General features: G+C 58.4%; 15 protein-coding genes. 10 read left to right on the top strand and 5 right to left on the bottom strand.

Annotation, left to right across the window (positions count from 1 at the left end; translation table 11 throughout):
- Positions 1–430 precede the first annotated feature (430 nt).
- The 5 genes from RBT76_11690 (at position 431) to RBT76_11670 (ending at position 8,357) form a co-directional block, all read left to right on the top strand.
- Positions 431–2,518, top strand: coding sequence for a glycosyltransferase (locus tag RBT76_11690; GenBank protein ID MDX9858445.1), 2,088 nt, complete (start codon positions 431–433; stop codon positions 2,516–2,518).
- Position 2,519: 1 nt separating this feature from the next.
- Positions 2,520–3,428 (top strand): PAS domain S-box protein, encoded by a 909-nt coding sequence (locus tag RBT76_11685; protein MDX9858444.1) that lies wholly within the window; start codon positions 2,520–2,522, stop codon positions 3,426–3,428.
- A 371-nt stretch (positions 3,429–3,799) separates the two neighbouring features.
- Positions 3,800–5,872, top strand: coding sequence for a HAMP domain-containing methyl-accepting chemotaxis protein (locus RBT76_11680; GenBank protein MDX9858443.1), 2,073 nt, complete (start codon positions 3,800–3,802; stop codon positions 5,870–5,872).
- A gap of 368 nt (positions 5,873–6,240) precedes the next feature.
- Complete coding sequence (locus RBT76_11675; protein MDX9858442.1) at positions 6,241–6,771, top strand: CBS domain-containing protein; 531 nt, start codon at positions 6,241–6,243, stop codon at positions 6,769–6,771.
- A 110-nt stretch (positions 6,772–6,881) separates the two neighbouring features.
- On the top strand, positions 6,882–8,357 hold the full coding sequence (locus RBT76_11670) for an SLC13 family permease (protein MDX9858441.1): 1,476 nt from the start codon (positions 6,882–6,884) through the stop codon (positions 8,355–8,357).
- 541 nt (positions 8,358–8,898) lie between these two features.
- Here RBT76_11670 and RBT76_11665 read toward each other — a convergent pair.
- Positions 8,899–9,438 carry a fasciclin domain-containing protein gene (locus tag RBT76_11665; GenBank protein MDX9858440.1) on the bottom strand — a complete coding sequence of 180 codons (540 nt, stop codon included), beginning with the start codon at positions 9,436–9,438 and terminating at the stop codon, positions 8,899–8,901.
- Between the two features lie 64 nt (positions 9,439–9,502).
- Positions 9,503–9,715, bottom strand: coding sequence for a DUF378 domain-containing protein (locus RBT76_11660; protein MDX9858439.1), 213 nt, complete (start codon positions 9,713–9,715; stop codon positions 9,503–9,505).
- A gap of 271 nt (positions 9,716–9,986) precedes the next feature.
- On the opposite strand from RBT76_11660, the gene RBT76_11655 reads away from it, so the two are divergent.
- The 4 genes from RBT76_11655 to RBT76_11640 all read left to right on the top strand — a co-directional run bounded on the left by RBT76_11655 (position 9,987) and on the right by RBT76_11640 (position 14,491).
- A complete protein-coding gene (locus RBT76_11655) occupies positions 9,987–10,952 on the top strand; it encodes a MerR family transcriptional regulator (protein ID MDX9858438.1) in 966 nt (321 codons plus the stop codon).
- 19 nt (positions 10,953–10,971) lie between these two features.
- Positions 10,972–12,381, top strand: coding sequence for a deoxyribodipyrimidine photo-lyase (gene phrB, locus RBT76_11650; GenBank protein MDX9858437.1), 1,410 nt, complete (start codon positions 10,972–10,974; stop codon positions 12,379–12,381).
- Positions 12,378–12,863 (top strand): SRPBCC family protein, encoded by a 486-nt coding sequence (locus RBT76_11645; protein MDX9858436.1) that lies wholly within the window; start codon positions 12,378–12,380, stop codon positions 12,861–12,863. The genes phrB and RBT76_11645 overlap by 4 nt, the downstream gene beginning before the upstream one ends.
- 335 nt (positions 12,864–13,198) lie before the next feature.
- On the top strand, positions 13,199–14,491 hold the full coding sequence (locus RBT76_11640; GenBank protein ID MDX9858435.1) for an aminotransferase class I/II-fold pyridoxal phosphate-dependent enzyme: 1,293 nt from the start codon (positions 13,199–13,201) through the stop codon (positions 14,489–14,491).
- Positions 14,492–14,953: 462 nt separating this feature from the next.
- Here the strand turns inward: RBT76_11640 and cydB are convergent, their stop codons facing one another.
- The 3 genes from cydB to RBT76_11625 form a co-directional block, all read right to left on the bottom strand.
- Positions 14,954–15,982: a cytochrome d ubiquinol oxidase subunit II gene (gene cydB / locus RBT76_11635; protein MDX9858434.1), complete on the bottom strand. Its 1,029-nt coding sequence runs from the start codon at positions 15,980–15,982 to the stop codon at positions 14,954–14,956.
- Positions 15,979–17,322, bottom strand: coding sequence for a cytochrome ubiquinol oxidase subunit I (locus RBT76_11630; protein ID MDX9858433.1), 1,344 nt, complete (start codon positions 17,320–17,322; stop codon positions 15,979–15,981). Before RBT76_11630 ends, cydB begins: the two co-directional genes overlap by 4 nt.
- Positions 17,323–17,672: 350 nt before the next feature.
- Positions 17,673–18,650, bottom strand: coding sequence for a peroxiredoxin-like family protein (locus tag RBT76_11625; GenBank protein ID MDX9858432.1), 978 nt, complete (start codon positions 18,648–18,650; stop codon positions 17,673–17,675).
- Positions 18,651–18,985: 335 nt separating this feature from the next.
- Between RBT76_11625 and RBT76_11620 the strand changes: the two genes are divergently transcribed.
- Complete coding sequence (locus tag RBT76_11620) at positions 18,986–21,670, top strand: PAS domain S-box protein (GenBank protein ID MDX9858431.1); 2,685 nt, start codon at positions 18,986–18,988, stop codon at positions 21,668–21,670.
- The last annotated feature ends 139 nt before the right edge of the window (positions 21,671–21,809 follow it).

Raw genomic sequence — 21,809 nt, 5'->3', positions numbered from 1 at the left:
GATGCTGGAAAAGACTAAAGAAATTGGCGCGACACTCTCGCGTCAAAGGGAAATTGCGAGCAGTCCGGTGCATTAAGCAAGATACGATCACGGACGGATCGGGGTTGCGAGCGAGTGCAAACAAAGTGGATTACGCCCGGATGTTTTTCTGCAGAGCATCTCGATAATCCTTCTAACTCAATACAGCACAATGCGAAAGATGGTTCGCACGGCACCAGTGTCCCGTTTGCGCCGTCCCAGCTTGTCGGGGCATTTTGGCGTGCGACAGCACCGCTGCCGGTATGTCACCGCCTATGCGACCGTGGCCGCATTGTTCGCCGGCCCCGTTAAGGGAGCGCTGTGTGGCGCCGATACCGGTAGAAGACGCCCGGTCACACGCTCGTAATGTCGCGTGCGACCAATCACACATCGGAAGACGGGAGCGTTTTACATGGATAGTGTTCTGACGAAAGGCGAAACCTTGCTGGCCGAGGGCCGGGTAGAGGAGGCGGCCGACTGTTTCCGCCGGTTACTCGATCGTGAGCCGACCAATTGCCGGGTTCTGAATAACCTCGGCGTCATTGCCTATCACCAGCGCGATGGACGCGGCGCGGCCGATTACTTCATGCGTTCGATTCAGGCGGATTCTTCTTTTACCGACCCTGTAGCCAATCTCTGCACGCTGCTTCGAGCCTCAGGCCACCTGCGCGAGGCGCTGCCGATTCTCGAGCCCCTCGCCGCGAAGTATCCCGATAACGAAGAGGTCGCCGACCTTCTGGCGGAGGCTCGGGGGACCGCCGCGACGTGCCTGAGCGGCGCGCGCCTTGCGATCATCAACCCCTGGGACAACAAGTTCACCGACCTCTACACGGCCTATTTTGCACGTTCAAACGAGGTGCGCCGAGTCAAACCGCAGACCGAAGCGGATCTCAAGGACATTCTGTCGTGGGCCGACATCATCTGGTCGCAGTGGTGCAATGAACCGCTGGTATATCTGTCGAGGCAGACCACGGACGCCGCCCTGGTCACGCACATCCACAGCTTTGAGATCCTAACGCCGCAACTGATGCAGGGGGTCAATTGGAAGCGTATCGACGGGGCAATCTTCGTTGCCGATCACATGCGCGCCAATGCCAACCGCCTCTGGAGTAACCAACTCGACGGCGTGCCGCAGGCAACGATCTACAATTCGGTGGATTTGCGGCAGTATCCCAAGTATGACGGTCATCCGGGCCATAACATCGGCTACGTCGGCTACCTCAACCACAAGAAGGGGGTCGGTCTGTTGCTGCAATGCGTCAAGGCGGCGGTGGACCTCGATCCGTCATATCGCCTGCATGTAGCCGGCACGTTCCAGGAAACACGGTTTGAAGTCTATATGACCCATCTTATCGAGCAGATGGGGTTGACCGACCACGTCGTAATGCACGGATGGGTCAAAGATGTGCCGTTATGGCTGAAGTCGATGAACTATGTCATCTCCACCAGCCCGTGGGAGGGTTGTCCGCTCAATATCATCGAAGCCATGGCATGCGGCATTAAGCCGCTCATTCATAACTGGCAGGGCGCGGCCACGTTGTTTCCGAAAGAACTGGTCTTCAATACGGTCGGCGACTTCGTCAAACTTCTGACGCCGAAAGAATACGATTCCGACTCCTATCGGCAGCACGTAGAACGGCATTTCAATGCCGACATCAACGTCCCTGCAATAGACCGGTATCTCCTCGAGCGTGTGGAATCCCGGCGCAGTCGCCCTGCCCACAAGGTCAGCAGGGCCCGCTCTGCGGAAGTCAGAGCGCCGATGCAGTCGGCTGCGGAGGCTACGATGCCTGAACCTTCCGGTACCATAGACTTCCATCAGCCACTGGCACGTACCGTAGAGGTATCGAGCAATCGCAAGTCGTTCACCGTTGACTTCTGCCGGGGCAAACGTGTGTTGCACGTTGGATGCGTCGACGCCGGTATCATGGAATCCCGCATCAAATCCGACAACTTCCTTCACTATCACATCAGCCAGGTTGCCGACCAGCTGATCGGCGTAGACATTGAGACGGCAGGGCTGGAGCGATTAAAGGAGGAAGGCTACGAAGTCTATCGGCTTGATCTCGAATCCGATGACGAATTGCTGCGCGATCTGGCACGACGAGTCGACGTTATCGTCATCCCGGAAGTAATCGAGCACCTGAATAACGTCGGCGATGCGCTCGACAATCTCCGCGCCAGCGGGTTCACGGGTGACATCCTCCTGAGTACTCCCAATGCGTTTTCGCTTCGCACCATACGCCTTCTGGGCAGCGGTGTAGAGCTCGTCCACCCTGACCATAATTACTACTATTCACCGACGACGCTGAAGACGCTATTGCGGAAGCATGGATTCGACATCCGGCGGCTTGTCATGTATTACTGGCCAACCGACGACGAAGTCGGTCGGGAACTGCAGAAAATGGTGACGACGTCCTGTCCGTACTATGCCGAAGGGATGATTGCCATCATTGGGATGTCGACAGAGGCGGCCGGACGCCGGGAGGCTCGCCGGTAAGGTGGCGCCTCGTGAAAGCAAAAGACTGGTGATCGCCCGCGGGCACAGCCGACAGCAGGTGAGCGGGCGTCCGTCGGCACGGTCTCCCCGTGACGGCGCCCGAGGTGCGCTGCAAACCCAGCGCCTCCGACGCCTCGAGCCGACATTTGAGGGTGTCATGCTCCATGACGGTGAGCGCATGCTCGAAGTCAACCGGGTCCTGGCCGATATGTTCGGCTACCAGCCTGAGGAGCTGGTCGGTCGCCATCTCAAACTTGTGCTTGGTCCTTCATGGGACGAGTCCGTACATCCACGAATCCAGGCACACGACGTAGGGCCCTACGAGGCGATCGGACTTCATCGCGACGGTCGACGCCTCTCCGTCGAGATCGTAGCCTCGGAGATAGCTGTCGACGGCAGACGGGTTCGGGTCGCGGCATTTCGGGACCTGACTGAGCGTCGCACTATAGAAGAACAGCTTCGCACGACCAATATCACTCTGCTGGCGGAACAGAGCCGTCTGCACCGCAAGAATGCGGCGCTGTCCGAGTTGCTCGAGCGGCTTCAGGAAGAGCGAGATCAGATGGCTGCCGAAATTCACGCCAACCTGGAGCGATTGGCCTTTCCCATCGTGCACCAGTTGATTGCCCGGCTCGATACGCCGGATCGTCGCCTGCTGCAGCAGTTGAGCGTTACGCTCAAGGAGATCACGGCGCCGTACATCTATCGATTGGAATCGGCGTACAGTTCCCTTTCACCCCGGGAAGTGGAAATCTGCAGCTATATCAAAGCCGGCCTTTCCTGCAAGGACATTGCGTCCACCCTGAATGTTTCGGTGAATACGGTCCTCAAACAACGGCAGCGTATCCGTCGGAAACTCGGCATCAACAGCGAGCCCATCAATCTGGCCACCTATCTCCGAACGATCTGATATGCCCCCGTACAGAGGGGGGGGAGCACAGCGGCCCGGCCCTGTCCCGATACCAAGTACGCTCAGTACTCGATTTGTCCTCGCTCAAGTACCGTCAACCATCCCGCCATTTTTCCGACAATTCCAGTGTTCAGCAGCATTGACAGCCTGGGCCTGACAGCGGAATGACTGACATGGACGGAGCGCTGCCGGACCTCCGGCAGCTGCTCCATCCCGAGGGGATGGTGCGAGGGAGAGCGGATCGGGGCCGGCCCGATTGGAAGGCCGGCTCCGATCAATCAAACTACGGAACAGGTGGACACAAGGCGGCTTTGGGACGGCGGATGTAAACGGGTTGATTACCGGCATGATTTGTGAATAGAGGTAGTATTATGAGTTGGAAGAATTTGAAGGTCGCACGGAAGCTGTATATCGGATTCGGCATCGTGCTCGGGCTTGCTGTGGCAGTCGGTTACGCGGGATGGAACGGGCTGAACACGGTGGCCGTGAAGGTGGCGGTCGCCAACCGCGCGGCGGATCTTATTGTTGTCTCCAAAGAACTGGGCAACAACCGCGTGGCGTTCCGAACGGACACGAATCAGGAACACTATGAGACCGCGATGGCCAAGACCGATGAAATGTTTGTCATGTTTGATGAAATCCGGACATTGTTGAATGATGACGCCGGCATCGCCATGGTGGAAAGAGCCCGCCAGTTCGGTACGCAGTACCGGGAGACGTGGACCGCCTGGGCATCGGTTACCGCCGAACAGGTGCGCGCCATGGACGACATCACGGCCGACGCCAACGAGGCCAGACTTCAATACGACGCGCTCAAGAGCCGTGCGGACCGACAGTGGGGAAGCGCCCTGTCGACCGGCGGATCATCCGTGAGCCGGGCCGCGCAGCTGAAGATGGCGGTCGATGAGATGCTTCGTCAGTACGTTGAACTTCGCGTCTCATACCGTAACTACCGCCTGACCGATGAACGCCGCTACGCCGAGGAGATGTGGGCATTCGTCGACGGTATCGTCGAGGTCGGAACGAAAGCGAAAGCTTCCCTTGCCGACGCCGAGGCAGCCGTACAGATCGACGGCATCATGAAGGCGACGCGCGGAATAGGCGAATCGATGAGGACAGTCGTCGACCGGCGTGAACAAGCCAATGCTCAGTATGATCAGTTGACCACTGACGCGAAATCGCTGGTGAGTGCGCTTGAGGAGATTTTCGAAGATCAGAGCCGGGCGATGCAGGATGCACAGTCCTCAGCCATCACCATGACCGGTATCTTCATCGTCGGCGCGATCCTGTTCGGGATGGGGATCGCCTTTTTCATAGCTCGCGGGATATCGCGACCCGTGTCCGATATGGCGCGCATTGCAGAGCAGATAGCGACGGGCGATGTCGAACATGAAATCCGGTATGCGGCTCGCGATGAGATCGGGACGCTTGCGGACTCGTTCCGCCGCCTGATTGAGTACATGCGGGGACTTGCGGTGGTCGCTGAACGGATCGCAGAGAACGATCTCACGTCCACGGTCGAGCCGAAGTCGGACAAAGATGTTCTCGGGTTGTCGTTCAAGACCATGATCCGGAATCTCACCGGCATTCTGCGGCAATTGAAGGACAACGCGTCCCAGCTCGTATCGGCCGCGACAGAGATCTCCTCATCTTCGGAGCAAATGGCACGCGGGGCGCAGGATCAATCGCAACAGGTCGCCCAGGTGTCGACTGCTGTCGAAGAGATGACGGCAACGATCGTGGAGTCATCGCGCAACGCCGGTGACGCCACCGACGCCTCGCGCGGTGCGGCGGAGACCGCTACCAAGGGAGGCCGCATTGTCGGAGACACCATTCAGGGAATGCAGAAGATCGCGGAAGTCGTCCGCGGGTCGGCCGAATCGATCGGGAAGCTCGCTCACTCCGCCGACCAGATCGGCGAGATCATCGGCGTGATCGACGACATTGCCGACCAGACCAACCTGCTGGCCCTCAACGCGGCGATTGAGGCCGCCCGGGCCGGTGAGCAGGGCCGAGGCTTTGCGGTCGTAGCCGATGAAGTTCGTAAGCTTGCGGAACGTACCGGCAAAGCGACGGGCGAGATCACCGAAATGATCAAGGGGATACAGACCGAAACGCAGGAAGCCGTGCAGTCCATGGAGTCCGGTATTCAGGAAGTGAACCGGGGACGTGAATTAGCCGATCAGGCAGGCACGAGTCTGAATGAAATCGTGGCGATGTCGCAGCGGGTGATGGACATGATCCAGCAGATCGCCACGGCATCGGAAGAGCAGTCTACGGCAGCCGAACAGATTTCGAAGAACATCGAGCAGGTTTCGTCTATCACCAAGGAGACCGCTACCGGCGCGGAGCAGTCGGCGGCGGCGGCCGAAGAGCTGAATAGGCAGGCCGAAGGATTGCAGGCCATGGTGGCCAGATTTACACTGAGTGAATCGGTTGAGTGAGGTGAGTGGCTTAACCGAGCGTGTAGCCCCCGTGCAGATCGAGACGCACTGAGCGTCGGTAGACTGCATCCGTACAGCGCGTGGATCGCCCCCCGTCGGTCCACGCGCTTTCTTGTGCGCTTCCATTGGTTGGGCGTTCGCGGAGCGAACGCGGTGAACCGGGTTGTTTGATATGCAAACGTGATGTTCGGCTGAGCATGAGCCTGTCGGGCCGCTATGACATCGGAGTTTATTGACAAGATTGCCCAAAGTAGGTATCTACTATCCGTCCGGACGACCCGGCACCGGTTCGCGCCCGGCGGCGGCGGAGGCACTTCGGAGTTCGTCGCCGGTTCCGGGCAGAGTTCTACTCGAACGAGGAGTGATGGATGGCTACCAAACGGGCTGGGGACATCATGATCCCGCTGGATCAGTACCCGCATATTCCCTATTGGTTTACGTTGCGCCAGGCGATTGCCGAAATCGAGTTGTCGACGATCGAATACGACGGTCGGAAGTCTTTGCCCCGCGCCCTGCTGGTGTTTGATGAGAAATACGAATTGGTGGGGGTTCTTCGACGACGTGATATTCTCGGCGGACTGGAGCCGCGCTTCGCGCAAAGGCGATCATCGACACCGGAAGGTCAGCGTCACTGGTTCGATATCGACGTTGATCCCAACCTCCTCGACCTGTCGAACGGCGCCTCGACCGAAATGATGCAGAAGCAGTCGGAACTGCAGGTGGAGGAATTCATGCAGCCGATCGGCGATACGGTCGATGTGAATGATCCTCTCGCAAAAGTCGTCTACAAGATGCTCAATACCGATGTTGCGCTGTTGCCGGTGCTGCGCGACCAGAAAGTCGTGGGTGTGGTGCGCTCCGTGGATGTGTTCCACGAGGTTGCCGGTCAACTGCTGTGAGACCAGGTCCCGACTGAGTCTTCGTTCGCTTCTCGCTGGGAGTAGAGATGGTCAGACCGTTCAAGAAGAAAGACCGGCCGGTGTCCGACCGCCCCGCTGGACTTCCGCCGATGCCCGAGGAAGTTCGGGTCGCCCGCGCCGTGAGGGCGGTCGATTGGAAGCGGGTCTCGCTCATCGTCCTTGGCCTGCTGTTTTTTGCCGTCATCTACCTGTCACCTCCATGGAGCGATGCGGTTGATCCCAAAGGCGAGCATTTCGTGCTCACCCGCGAAGGCAAGGCTGCGCTCGGGCTGTTCTTTCTCGCGGCCATCTGGTGGGTGTTTGAGGTCGTGCCTATTGGTGTGACATCGATTGCTATCGGCGTCGTCCAGGCCCTGTTTCTCATTCGCCCCGCCAAAACCGCATTCACTGACTTCATGGATCCGTCCGTGTGGTTCATTGTTGGTTCGGTGGTGATCGGTATGGCCTTCACCAGATCGGGGCTCACCAAACGAATGGCTTACAAGATGCTGCTGATTGTCGGCGAGAAGACGTCCATGATCTATCTCGGCAGCTTCCTGATGACCGCGGCGTTAACCTTGATCATGGCGCACACCGCCGTCGCCGCCGCCGTCTTTCCATTACTCATGGCAATCTACGCTCTGTACGAAAAGGACAGCAGACCCACGCGGTTCGGAAAGGGGCTGTTTATCGGCATGGCATTTGTCGCAGGGGCCGGCAGCATTATCACGCTGCTTGGCGCGGCCCGAGGCGCTGTTGCCATCGGGTTCTTCCGCGATATGACGGGTACCGAGATAGGTTTCTTCGAGTTGTCCTACTACATGGCGCCGGTCGGTATCGTCATGGTGCTGTTGTTGTGGCTGCTGATGATGGTGTTATTCAAGCCGGAGCAGAAGTCTATCCCGGGCCTTCGGCAGCGCGCCCGGCAGTTGAATGCGGGGCTCGGCCCGATGTCGCGAACCGAGATCGTGACGCTTGTAATCGTATTCTCAACGATCGCCACCATGTCGCTTCGTTCGTTCGTTCCCGGTCTGGATCAACTCGACAAAAGCGCCATCATCCTCTGCTCCACGATTTGCTTTTTCGTGTTTAATATTCTGACGATCAAGGATCTCGAAGAGATTCCCTGGAATATCGTGCTGTTGTTCGGGGGCGCAATGAGCATCGGGTTCTGTCTGTGGCAGACCGGCGCGGCGAGCTGGATGGCCGTCCTGTGGCTGGGGATTCTGGAACACGCCCACTGGTTCATATTCGTCATGGGAATATCGGTGTTCGTGTTATGTATCACTAACCTGATCATGAACGTTGCGGCTATCGCCATCACTCTCCCGGTGGCTCTCGTTATCGCCCCGTATCTGGGCGTATCTCCCGAGGTGGTTTTCTATTCGTCGCTGGTGGTTGCGGGTATGCCGTTTGTCCTGTTGGTCGGCGCCGCGCCAAACGCCATCGCCTATGAGAGCCGGCAATTTACCAGCGGGCAATTCCTGGCCGCCGGCATCCCCGCCAGTATCGTTCTGCTGCTGGTCCTGGCCGCGTTCGTGAGCTTCATATGGCCGATGATGGGTATGCCCGTGACCACGGGATGACCGGTTCGCGATCTCCATCGCAGTGAAAAACAAGCGGGCCGGTCATCATGACCGGCCCGCCTTTTTGCGTGTGTAGAGTAGCGTCGAGAAAGATACGCGAATCGGGATTCGTGTGTGTGCTCTGCTTGAGCAGCATCATCCTGCCCAAGCACGTTGTATATGCTGAGCATGACGTCAGACGCGGTCGGCAGCAGCTCAGTGCCCTTCAGCGCAGCCGTTGACCCACACGTCGACGGTATCGGCCGCGGGATCAGCAGCGTTGTGAATAATCTGAATGTTCGCGCTCTGCGCGAGTCCGACGGTGGCGAAACCTGCTACGATCGCAGCCCGCCCAGGATTCTTCTGAGCCACTTCCTACGGCGCATTTTAGTGCCCTTTGAGTTCAGAAGTACATGATTCTTTCGATTCGCGTGTTTGAGTGGATCGTCTGTCGGTGAACCTTCCGAGTCGGTACTCATATGCGCTTGAGTGCCCACCGACAGACGCCCACCCGGTCGCGCCGCCCGCCCAGCCCCCTGCGGGCGGACGGCGGTGACGGATGTTATTTCTCGTCCTCAATCACCGGAAGAATCACGGCGTCGATGACGTGAATCACGCCGTTAGAGGTCGCTATATCGGCCTTGACGACTCTTGCGTTGTCGATCATGACGGTGCTGTCGGTCGTCTTGATAGACACGCTCTGACCGTTCGCGGTCTCTGCTTTGTCAAGTTTGACGACGTCCTTGGACATCACCAGACCGGGCACGACATGATAAGTCAATATTGCAGTCAGGGTCTCTTTGTCCTGCAGCAGACCTTCCACGGTGCCTTCCGGCAGCATGGCGAACGCCTCGTCTGTCGGCGCGAAGACCGTGAAGGGACCTTCACCGCTCAGTGTTTCAACCAGCCCGGCGGCCTTAACCGCGGCCACGAGGGTATTGAAGTTGCCGGCGGCAACCGCCGTCTCGACGACGTTCATTTTCATTTCGGCCTTGGCCTGAGTAGCCGTGGCGCCGTGCTCGGCGCCGCAGTCGGCGTTGACGGCAGGGGTCACCACGCCCAGTGTCAGGGTTGCTGCAATGATGGTAAGTTTGCTCTTCACGTCTCTCTCCTTTGATTGTATTGCTGTACGATTTGCCAATGTGATCCGTTTCCTCAGCGGTCTCCTAGCCCCGCTGAACGCCCCAGCGGCGCTGGATGCCCTTGAGGGACAGTACCTGGTACAACGCCGACAGACCGACGAGGACATACACGATTGTGGCTACCAGACTCGTTCCGAATAGAGTCGCGACCAGGTTGAAATCGAACAAGCCGACCAAGCCCCAGTTGAGACCGCCAACCACGAGCAGGACAGCTACGATGATGTCGAGTGTTTTCATTTCATTCTCCTTGCTGATTTGGTGTTCAACTTTCGAAACATACAACGCCCCGGCGTACATCTTTTGTTCCATATTTGTAGCATTTATGACGAATAATTTGTTGCGATGGGCACCTCGCCACTAAATATTGAAGGGCCACAAAGGGGTTGTGGTTATTGTTAATATATTGGATAATAATAACTTATGAAATTTATTCGAATGTTAGAACATTTTTAGACAAAAGTTAGTTATAGTGGTCGGCAATGAGACAATATCTTTAGCTGGAGATAAAGTGACCCAGAAATACCCAATAAAAGTGGCCGCCGCACGAAGCGGGCTCTCAACCCATCTCATCCGCATTTGGGAGCGTCGCTATAGCGCGGTCAGTCCTAACCGAACCCCGTCCAATCGACGTCTGTACTCCGACGACGATATCCGTCGACTGATACTGCTGCGGCAGGCGACCTCGGCCGGCATGAGCATTGGGCAGATTGCGAATCTGGACAACGAAGAGCTTCGGGGCATCATAGACTCCAACCGCGGCGTGCTTGTGTCGGCGCCGGGCAACGGCAACCGTTCAACTCCGCGAGTCGGCGCCGCCTCCGCTGAATCGCATCTGGCGGCCTGCCTTGAGGCGGTTATGTCGCTGGAAATATCGGCCCTCGAATCGGCGCTGCTGAGCGCCTCGATGGATCTCGGGCAGATGGCGCTGTTTGAGGATGTCATTACCCCGATGTTCGAGCGTGTCGGCGACATGTGGCGGGACGGCGGGATGAAGGTCTCGCACGAGCATATGGCATCGGCGGCCGTGCGCACTTTTCTCGGGACGATGTTGTCGAGTGCGCGTGTTGCCGACTCTGCGCCGGTCGTTGTCGTGACGACACCATCACGCCATGCACACGAAGCCGGCGCTCTGATGGCGGCGATTACCGCCGTATCCCAGGGATGGCGGTCCATCTACCTTGGACCGGATACGCCGACTGAAGATGTCGCCGGCGCCGCGACCCAGTCCAGGGCGAAAGCGATCGCAGTGAGTATCGTGTATCCGCCCGACGATCCCCACATGGACCAGGATCTGCTCAGGCTGCGGGCGATGGTCGGCCGTGAAACCGCGATCATCGTCGGTGGCCGCTCTCATCCGGCCTATCGGGAGACGCTGGACGAAATCGGAGCGATCACTCTGGAGAGTTTGCGTGATTTGGGCGACCACCTGGACCGAATCCGATCTACCGCAGTGTCCACAGCGGATCGGAAATAGCATTGCCGGGTGAATGCCTGTGCGTTCAACCGGAGCGATTGAAGTGCAACATTACAGCGGGCGAGTTGACCAGCGACGGGTGACCACGTTGGCGTCGGGAACGCCGGGACGGGGACCAGTCGTGTACTGGATGGACCGCGACCGGCGCGTCGCGGACAACTGGGCGTTGTTGTATGCCCAGGATATCGCGTTGGGCGCGCATACGCCGCTTGTGATTGTTACGTCGATCGACAATCGCGAACACGTGCGGACCGCCCGCCGGCTCGATTTCCTTCTCTCAGGGTTGAGAGAAGTCGAAGCGGAGTGCAGGGCTCTTGGGATCGCTTTCGTTGTCGCCATGGAACCCACTGCCGGGGAAATCGTGCGGTTCGCCAGGGACTCGTCTGCCTGTGCGCTTGTTACAGACTTTACGCCGCTTCGCGACGGTCGCGCCGACCGTTCCCGGGTCGCTGAACATATAGAGATCCCGATGTACGAGGTTGACGCGCACAATATCGTGCCGGCACGGTTCGCGAGTACGAAACAGGAGTGGGCTGCCTATACCTTCCGGCCGAAGGTAAACCGAGTTCTTGGAACCTTCCTGAGCGATATTCCCTCGCTCCAACCGCATCCCTTCGGCGACACCCTTCACCTGTCGGACAACAACTGGTCGTCAATCGCACAGAGACTCGCACCGGACCTGTCTGTGCCACCGGTCGACTGGGCTGTCGGCGGCACTGCTGCCGGCATGCGTGTCCTGAATCAGTTCGCATCATCTCGGCTCGCCGCATATCGCGACTGGCGCAACGATCCGACCAAAATCGTCCAGTCCGATCTGTCGCCGTGGCTCAATTTCGGTTTTGTCTCCGCGCAGCGGGTGGCTCTGGAGATTCAACGCAGAGACGACCAGATCAAGTCTCAGGAGGCGTTTTTCGAGGAGCTTATCGTCAGACGCGAACTCGCCGAGAATTTCTGCCTTTACAACAGCGCGTATGACTCGATCGACGGCGCTCCCGCCTGGGCGCTTGAATCACTGGCTCTGCACCAGGCTGATCCCCGCGAATACCTGTACTCGGAAGAAGAACTCGCGCGGGGAGAGACCCACGACGCGCTCTGGAATGCCGCCAAGTGGGAAATGGTATGCCTCGGGAAGATGCATGGGTACTTGCGTATGTACTGGGCGAAAAAGATCCTTGAGTGGAGCCCAACCCCGGCCGAGGCCTATCGAAGGGCCCTCTACCTCAACGACCGGTACGAACTGGACGGGATCGATCCCAACGGCTACGCCGGCGTTGCCTGGAGTATCGCCGGCGTCCACGATCGCCCGTGGTTTGAGCGCGAAATATTCGGCAAGATCCGCTACATGAGTTACAGCGGATGCCGTCGCAAGTTTGATGTCGATACCTATGTCGAGACGATGCAGGGCATGCGTGACGGGGTGATGCTGTGAGTGTGTACACGTTGATTCGGACGCAGCTCATTCGACGGCCACTGCGCGAGGTATTCGCATTCTTCGAGAACCCGCAGAACCTGGAGCGTATCACGCCCGATACGGTCGGTTTCAGGATATTGACCCCGCTGCCTGTAACCATGAAGACGGGCGCCGTTATCGATTATACGATCAGGGTGTTCGGCCTCCGCCGCTTCTGGACGACATTGATCACCGACTACGAACCACCTCACCGGTTTGTCGATGTGCAGCTCAAGGGACCGTACGCCTTCTGGCACCACACCCACGCCTTCGAGGAAACCGTCGAAGGAACCCTGATGCATGACACCGTACGGTATCTGGTTCCCTTTGGTGTGGTCGGGCGCCTTATACACGGTTTACTGGTGAGCCGTCAATTGCGGAAGATCTTTGACTATCGCGCTGCCGTAATCGCAGACCACTTCGAGCCGTACCGCGCCGTTGCGGGCGAGCGGCATCGCTGACCGCACAGCCGATACTCGGTGAGGGCGCCGCCTGAGAGTGGTTTTTGTCAGCGGCACACCAATCACGTATACCGCGCTCTCAACGGTGGTGTCATCAACTTGTCCGATTCGATAAACACGCCGGCGGTGCGGCTTGTCAAGGGATGAGACCGTCGCCTGCTCGACATACAGCCAGCAGGCGTCGGTACGGTTCGTCCACATACGAGTCATGTTGAATAAAAGGTCATGTGCTCAGGCGGACGTCGACACTGTCCGGAATTTTCCCTTGTGAACTCTCTCCGAGCCTGCGTACACTCAGGTAAACCGCCGGTCAGGCACGATCTCGGAGGCGACCCGTGAACATCAGCAAACATGTAAGTCTCAATCTCGATGTGCGTGGTCTCGAGCAGTCGGCCACGATAGCGATTAACGACCGCAGCCGGCGGCTGCAGAGCGAGGGGCACACCGTCTACAGACTCGGCCTGGGTCAGTCGCCCTTTCCGGTGCCGCTGCCGGTCGTCGAATCGCTCAAGCTGCATGCTCACCTGAAAGACTATCTGCCGGCGTACGGCCATCCCGAATTGCGCGAGGCCGTTGCGGAGTTCCATCGCCGCCACGACGGCGCTGACGCAAGCGCCGCCAATGTCCTCGTCGGCCCGGGATCGAAGGAGTTGATGTTTCTATTGCAGCTGGTCTACTACGGGGAACTGATAGTCCCGAGCCCGTGCTGGGTGTCGTATCTCCCCCAGGCCCGCATCCTCGGGAGAAAGACCTCGCTGGTCCATACCCGCTACGCGGAGATGTGGCGAGTCGATGCCGCTCATCTCGAGCGCGTCTGTCAGAAGGAGAAAGACACGTACCGTCCGCGCATTCTCATTCTCAACTATCCCAGCAATCCCGACGGGGGCTCGTATAGCGCCGATGAGCTTCGTGAAATCGCCGACGTGGCCCGACGCTATCAGTTAGTTTTGTTGTCCGACGAGATTTACGGGCAGTTGCATCACGACGGCACGCACGTTTCGGTCGCACGCTACTACCCCGAAGGCACAATCATAAGCTCGGGGCTGTCAAAGTGGTGTGGCGCCGGCGGATGGCGGCTGGGGACGTTTACGTTTCCGCCCGACCTGGACTGGCTGTTGGAATCGATGGCGGCGGTCGCAAGTGAAACCTACACGTCGGTCAGCGCCCCTATACAATGCGCGGCCATCCGGGCGTTTCGCGGCGGCACGCTGATCGAGCGCTACTTGTGGCACGCGCGCCGCATTCTGAAAGCGCTCGGACAGGAATGCGCGCGCAAACTAAACGAGAACGACATCCGCGTCCATTCACCAATCGGCGCGTTTTACCTGTTCCTTGATTTCTCACCATTGACGGCGAAACTCGAGGCCCGAGGTATTGTCGACGGCGCGACCCTCTGCGAGCGACTCCTCGCAGATACGGGAGTCGCGCTGCTGCCCGGAGAGTCATTCGCCCGCCCGGTCGAAGAACTCACCGCGCGACTTGCGTACGTCGATTTCGACGGCGCCCGGGCACTCACCGCGAGCGAGGCCATTCCGCCCGATCAGCCGCTTCCCGATGACTTCACCGGGCACTGGTGCTACAACGTGATCCACGCGGTGGACCTCGTCGTCGAGTGGGCAAACAGGTGAACCTGCGGTCCGACTCGGTTCATGGCCGTTTTTACGAGACCTCGCCCCCTGCAGCTTTCGATACAACGCCGATATGAGTTGGAGTGCGATAATGGCAAGGATAGTGGATAGATCCGCGGCCGCGCGTACCAGAGCCTTCACTGAGGGATAACCGCGGACCTTCCACAGTTGACCAAGAATCTCGAATGCAACACCAAGCACCGGTACCGCGACCGGGACCGCCAGCCACCACCACGACCATGGACAAGATCCCGCAGATCGACAGCACCCAAATGCTACAGCACCGACAACACACGCGAGACCAATTGCGACTGCGATGATATCAGCACGCTCCCCCCTGAACATCTGTACACGACCTCCTCAACAAGTCGGCAAACCAAACGAAGTTCACCGAGTCCAATCATACGATTGTACAGCGTCATGACATGTCGTGTCAGAAAAAAATAACTGACGTCCGCGGCCTCAGTAGCTGCCTTCGTGCAGGTGCACTTTCCCCCGGAAAATCCAGTAAATGCTTGCCGTATAAGCCACCACCATGGGCATTCCGAGCAGCGCGATGGTGAGCATGATTTTGAGCGTCTTTTCCGACGAGGCAGAATTATAGACAGTCAGGCTGTTCGCCGGATTCGGATTGGAGAATATCAAATCGGGATACATCCCGACTCCAAACAGGGCCAGCAAAGCTGCCACCGAAGCACAGGACGAGAGAAACGCGCGAAACTCCCGTTTGTGGTGAATCTCCCGCGGAACATTGGCGATTGCCAGCATATTCAGCAGCGGGAGCACAAACAGCACGGGGTGGTCGCGGAAATTGTCCGTCATATGCGGGACGTACAAGAGGGTCGCCATCGTCGTCGCCGCATAGCAGATGATAAAGAATATGATGGTGTTGTTTATCCAGCTGCGAATCCGATCCTGCAATTCCCCTTCGGTCTTCATCACCACGTAGATGGCGCCGTGCATCATGAACAGCGCAACCGTGGTCACACCGACCATCAAGGCGTACGGGTGTAGCAGGGCAAGAAACGTCCCGGCAAATTCACCGTGCTCGTCGATCGGTACACCCCAGGCGATGTTCCCGAGTGCGACGCCTATCAACAGCGAGGAGACGATACTGGATATGGAGAAACTCACATCCCACATCTGACGCCACCATCGCATTGGTTGCTTGCTACGGAAATCGATAGCAACCGCCCGGAATATCAATCCGACCAGCAACAGCATCATCGCAAGGTAGAAGCCGGAGAACGACGTTGCGTACACGTCGGGGAAAGCCGCAAACAAGGCTCCCCCGCCGGTTACCAGCCAGACCTCATTGCCGTCCCACACGGGCCCAATCGAATTGATCATGATTCGACGGTCGGTGTCGGCTTTGGTGAACAGGTGCAGTGCGCCCACTCCGAGATCGAAGCCGTCGAGTATGGCGTAGCCGGTGAAGAGGACCCCGATCAAGAGGAACCAGATCGTGTTAAGATCAAAGGTGAAGTTCATGCGCGGTGACCCTCCACCACGGGAGGTTCATCGGGTCCATGCTGAATCTTCTCGTTGAGCAGGTAAATGAACAGCAGAAAGAGCAGCAGATAGATGAAACCAAAAAGGAGCAGTGAAATCAGTACGTCGCCCGCATCGACCGACCGCGACAAGGCATCTTCCGTGCGGAGCAGCCCGTACACGATCCACGGTTGCCGTCCGACCTCGGCCGAAAACCACCCCAACTGGTTGGCTGCCTGGGGAAGGATGACGGAAAAGACCAAGATCCACAAAAACCATCGTTTGTCCGGCAACGTCCTGCGCACCCATAGAAAGAGTGACACAAGCGACAACGCGATCAACAGCATCCCGATGGCCACCATAGCGTGATAGCTTTGAAAGACCGGATTCACCGGTGGCCGGTCTTCTTTGTCGAATGCGCCCAGTCCGGTGACCGGAGCCTCGCTGTCGCCATGGACGAGGTAGCTGAGCATACCGGGTATCTGGAAACCGTATGTGCGTTCCGCCTCTTCATCTACCCAGCCGAACAAATACAGGCCCGCGGGAGCCTCGGCCGGGAAGTGACCTTCGAATGCCGCAAGCTTTGCGGGCTGCGTTTCGGCAACGGTCGCGGCGCTCGAATGCCCGGTGACCAATTGGAGGATTGAGGCAACCACGGCAATTACGATCGCGATTTTCATCGAGCCGACGGCGAATGCGCGATGTTTGCGACGAAGCAGATAGAAAGCGCTGACGCTCAGGATGAAAAATGCGGCGGCCTGCCAGCAGCCCATATAGGTGTGACTGATCCGGTCGAGAAACGAGGGATTGAATACGACCTGCCAGAAATCCACGATTTCCGCACGCGCGTCGGCCCCCACTCCGACAATATGATGTCCGGTCGGTGTCTGCTGCCAGGAGTTGGCGACGACAATCCATATGGCCGAAAAATGCGCCCCAAAACAGACCAGGATGGTCGAGATGAAATGCGTGGTCGGCTTGACTTTGTCCCAGCCAAACAACAGGATCGCCAGGAACCCGGATTCGAGGAAAAAGGCAAATACGCCTTCGGCAGCCAGCGCGCTGCCGAACACGTCGCCGACATACCGCGAATACGTGGCCCAGTTCGTACCAAACTGAAACTCCATGACGATCCCGGTAGCGACACCCAGCGCGAAAATGAGCCCGAATACCCTAACCCAGAATCGGGTCATGCGATGGTACAACTGGTCCTTGGTCTTCAGGTACAACCCTTCCGATATGACCAGGAACAGACCGAGGCCTATGCTGAGGGGAGGGAAGAGGTAATGGAATCCAATCGTAAAGCCAAATTGAATTCGAGACAGCAGCTCGTAGTCCATCGTCTCAGTCTCCGTGCCCCGGCCCAGTCGAGACGGGTCGGGTGTCGAGTCGATCGTGAGACCATAGTGTATCTAATCGAGCGTATCGTCAAGCACAAAAGCACCCTGAGACGGGAGCGCCGCTCGAGCGAATATCGAGATTGTCCGTGCCGTGACTTCCGTGTGCGCTTTCGGCACCCACGCGTCGCTGACACGTCGGCACCGAGCTCGGGTAGTACCGCAAGAGACGTCAGGGAAGGGTAAACGCAGAGGCGCCACATATGCGAGCATGAGTACTTGGGTACTTCGGACTCTCCAAAGGAATCCGGTCGCCAGAGACCGGCGGCAGTTGTACGCTGTGAACGGTGATTTCAGGCGGTCTTGATTTCTGACAGCGCGGCGGTGGAGAATGCCACATAATCGGGGCGTTCACCGGCGGTGCGGTGCACGAATCGCCGCACGACCTGTCCCTCGCTGATCAGAACCAGCCCCGGCATCTGGAAGCCGTCACCTTCGAGTTCGCCGACCCCATGCCCCCCGCGAATCATGGCCTGGAGCGCACGCCACCAGACAGATGGGCCGAGCACCTGCCCGAGAGAGCCGCGGGTGAAACCGAAGGCACGATACAGGCGGCGCGATCGATCACTGACATGATCGATACCGTACAGCCCGTAGGATCGAACTACTTCCGTGGCGCGCTCGTTGCTGCTCATATGAATCAGGACAATGCGGGTTCCGCCGGCTTGGATGCGCTCGCGGTCGCGCGCCAGGTCGGACAGCGCCTCCATACAGAAAGTGCAACCAAAATGCCTGAGGAACACCAGCAGCACGGGTGACTGGTGCGACAGGTCGTTCAGAGACAGGCAGCATGTCGTGCGGGCTTTCTGCAGTGCGGCATCTACTGACTCGAATTCGGGCGCGCCATCAGCGATCTCGGATTGCGCGTTTTGCAGAGCACCATACACGATCAATCCAAACGGCACCCACCAGACGACATCGCTCACAATCAGGGTCAGGGCAAACGCGGTGGTCGGCCCGGTATTCCCGATGGTCAAGAGCAATCCGACCGGGCCAAAAAGCTTGCCCAAAAGCCCCAGCAGCACAATCAGCCAGTGTCGGAATGGATTGGTGGCAGCGATGACATATCCCAGGCCGAAGACGCCTACTATCATGCCGATGCCTTGCCAGAGAAAGGGATATCTCGGCAGATCCATACCGGCTATCGAAAACATGCTCGACGGCCAGAAAACGGTCCAGATCGCCCATGCAATGTTATAGAGCGCGGCGGCGAGCAACACCAACCGCATCCAGCGTGGAGTCTTTCCGGCCATCGCGGCAGTCGAATTCACGAGTCAAATTCCTCTATTGTGATGAATGTTCTGCTATCCTGGTTCCGATTGTAAAACGGGCCTTCAATTGTCCTGTTCCCGCCCAAGTCTAGAAAATGCATGCTTCCGCGCGTGCTTCTCTGTTCAATCCCTGCACAGCGTGCCGGCCCCAGACAGCATTTGGCATGGACCTAAACCATTTCTGCCCGATTCCGATACCTGATGTACATACAGGGGCCGGCCTTGCATATGCCATCTATCCGAACCAGTACACCCTACCGGCCACCAAATCGGGCATCCGCGGGAGAGACACCGCCGACGAACGGATCACCCGCCAAGGGGAAGAGTAACTGGGCATGTTTACACCAGGGAAACATACATTGGAGACAATCGACAGCCGGCTGTCGGCATGGGATGACCCTGAGCGCTGCCGGTTGCTCATAAAGAGCTTTCCGGGGCTATTCCTCCTCACCGACACCAACTGCGATATCGTGATGAGCAATCAACCGATCGATGATCCCCCACTGTCGACTGCGATCGGCCACCGTCTCGAATCCATAGTCTCGCCGGCGCACCGCGACGCCATAGTCGACGCATCGCAAGCCGCGCTTGAACGCGGCGAGATATGTCAGTTAGATGTTCAGATCGGAACCTCCGCCCACGCTCCGTGGTATCGCACCGTTTTGTTTGCCGTGTCGGAGAACGGCGTGGTGGGAGGCGTCGCCGTGGCAGGAGTCGATATAACGTCCTTGAAGACGGCTGAGGAACAACGACGGGCGAGCGAGAACCGCTATCGGATGCTGGCGGAGTGCTCGTCCGATGTCATCGTACGATGCGGCGTGGAGAGCACGATTCACTACGCCTCACCGGTCTGTGCCTCGGTCATGGGCTATTCACAAGCGGAGATGGCCGGCCGGGGGCTTCTGGATTTCGTGCACTCCGAAGACCTCGCGATTGCCCAGGAAGTGTTTAACGGATTGCACGACGGCGACAAGGCCTGCCGATCCGAGTTCCGCCTTCGGCATCGCGACGGACATTCGGTCTTTATCGAGTTGACCGGCCGGCGAATCCAGCCGGGTGGATCGCGGCCACCCGAATATATCTGTTCCCTGCGCGACATTTCCCGGCGTCTTGCGACTGTTCTGGCACACCGGCAATCCGAAGAACGATACCGGTCCATGATCCAGTCGTCGCCGATGGGTATGCATCTGTACGAAGTTGACGATCAGGACCGTCTGATTCTGATCGATGCCAATCCGGCGGCCGATTCGATACTCGGCATCTGCCACCGCGAACTGGTCGGCAGGACGCTCGAAGAGGCTTTTCCTCCCCTGAAAGACACCGAGATTCCGGATCGATACCGGCGCGCTGCACTCCACGGCGAGCGATTCGACTCCGACCGGGTGGAGTACGCGGAGTCACAGGTCAGGGGAGTGTTTGACGTCCATGCATTTCAGTCCGGGCCGCGAAGGGTGACCGTCTTGTTTCTCGACGTAACGGACCGTTACCTGGCAGGAGAGGCAATCCGGGAAAGTGAGTGCAAGTTCCGCGAGATCGCGGAGCTGTTGCCAATCGGTGTTTACGAGTGTGACGCCTCGGGGCAATTAGTTTACGTCAACAAACGGCTTATGGACTACTTCGGGGTGACCGCCGAGGATTTGAACGTCGGCATGGGCATACTCGACATTTTTTCGGCCGAAGACCGCTCCCGCGCCGGAACGAACCTCCGCCGTCTGCTTGCGGGAGGCCGAATCGGGCGTAACGAGTATCTGGTTCAGCGGAAGGACGGAACCAAATTCCCCGCGCGATTCCATTCTACCCCGATTATTCGCAATGACACGGTATGCGGCGTGCGGGGAGTGCTGCAGGATATCACCCTGGATAAGCAGCGCGAGCAGGAATCCCTGAGGGCTCAGAAGCTCGAATCCGTTGGATTGCTCGCAGGGGGGATCGCTCACGATTTCAACAACCTGCTCACCGGCATTCTCGGCAATGTGGTGCTCGCCGCTCAGGATTTTCCCGACCATGACGAACGGGCGAAGCTGTTGAAGTGCGCAGAACAGGCCATTGAACGTGCTCGAACTCTTACCTCACAACTGCTCACGTTTTCGGCGGGAGGCGAACCTATCCGCCGACAGACGGATGTGCGATCACTTCTGAACAACGCGATTTCTCACGCCGCTCGCGGAACGGGTATCCATGTCGAGGTCGGCGCGCTGCCCGAGACGATTCCACGTATCGCCGTCGACCCCGTCCAGATAGGCCAGGTGATCCACAACCTCGTGCGCAACGCCCGCGATGCGATGCCCGACGGTGGCTCCGTCAAGGTCTCCGTTGGCACTGAGACAAACGCCTCCGGAACGCCGGTCGTCACCATCGCCATTCGCGACAGCGGGCCGGGAATCGACTCGGAGGTGCTTCCGCACATCTTCGATCCCTACTTCACCACGCGCGATGGGCAGCTCGGGCTCGGTCTGGCGGCCGCCTACTCGATAGTGAAAAAACACGATGGGTCCATATCGGTGACGTCGGACCCCGGAGCCGGCACGGTCTTCACGATCGAACTGCCCGCCGAATCGCCGGTTTCCCCAGGCGTGCGCGCCACTCCATCACGGACCGCAGACCAAATCGCTCGACGGGTCCTGGTAATGGATGACGAGGATATCATTCGAGATCTTGCGAGACGAATCCTGAGCAGGCACGGATGGCAGGTCGTGTGCGTATCCGACGGTCAGGCCGCAATCAACAGATTCATCGAAGCACGAGACGGCCAGGAGCCCTTCGACGTCGTCGTCCTCGATCTTACCGTTCCGGGCGGGATGGGGGGCAAAGACACTATCGTACGGCTGCGGGAACTGGATCCCGGCGTCAGGGCTATCGTGTGCAGCGGTTACTCAAACGACCCCGTTCTCGCCAGTTACGATCGCCACGGATTTGTGGGGATTGTTGCCAAACCATATCGTCCCGATGAGTTGGTGCGCGCCGTGCACAATGCGCTCGAGCTCGGTCCTGAAACACCTGCGACACGAAAAGTAGATTAGTCCTGCCAACATAGTTCTGCTTGTCAACTATTCGGTTTTCTGCAGTTGACACCACCGCCCAATCAGGCGAGTTTTCAAAAAGAGTCTCTGACCGCGATCGGGCTCGTGTGACTCCAAGTGACCACGGCTTGACTTAAGT

This window comes from Candidatus Zixiibacteriota bacterium (genome assembly GCA_034003725.1).
Taxonomy (GTDB): Bacteria; Zixibacteria; MSB-5A5; order GN15; family FEB-12; genus WJMS01.
Note: the sequence above shows the minus strand (reverse complement) of the source record. Positions and strands in the feature narration are given on the sequence as shown.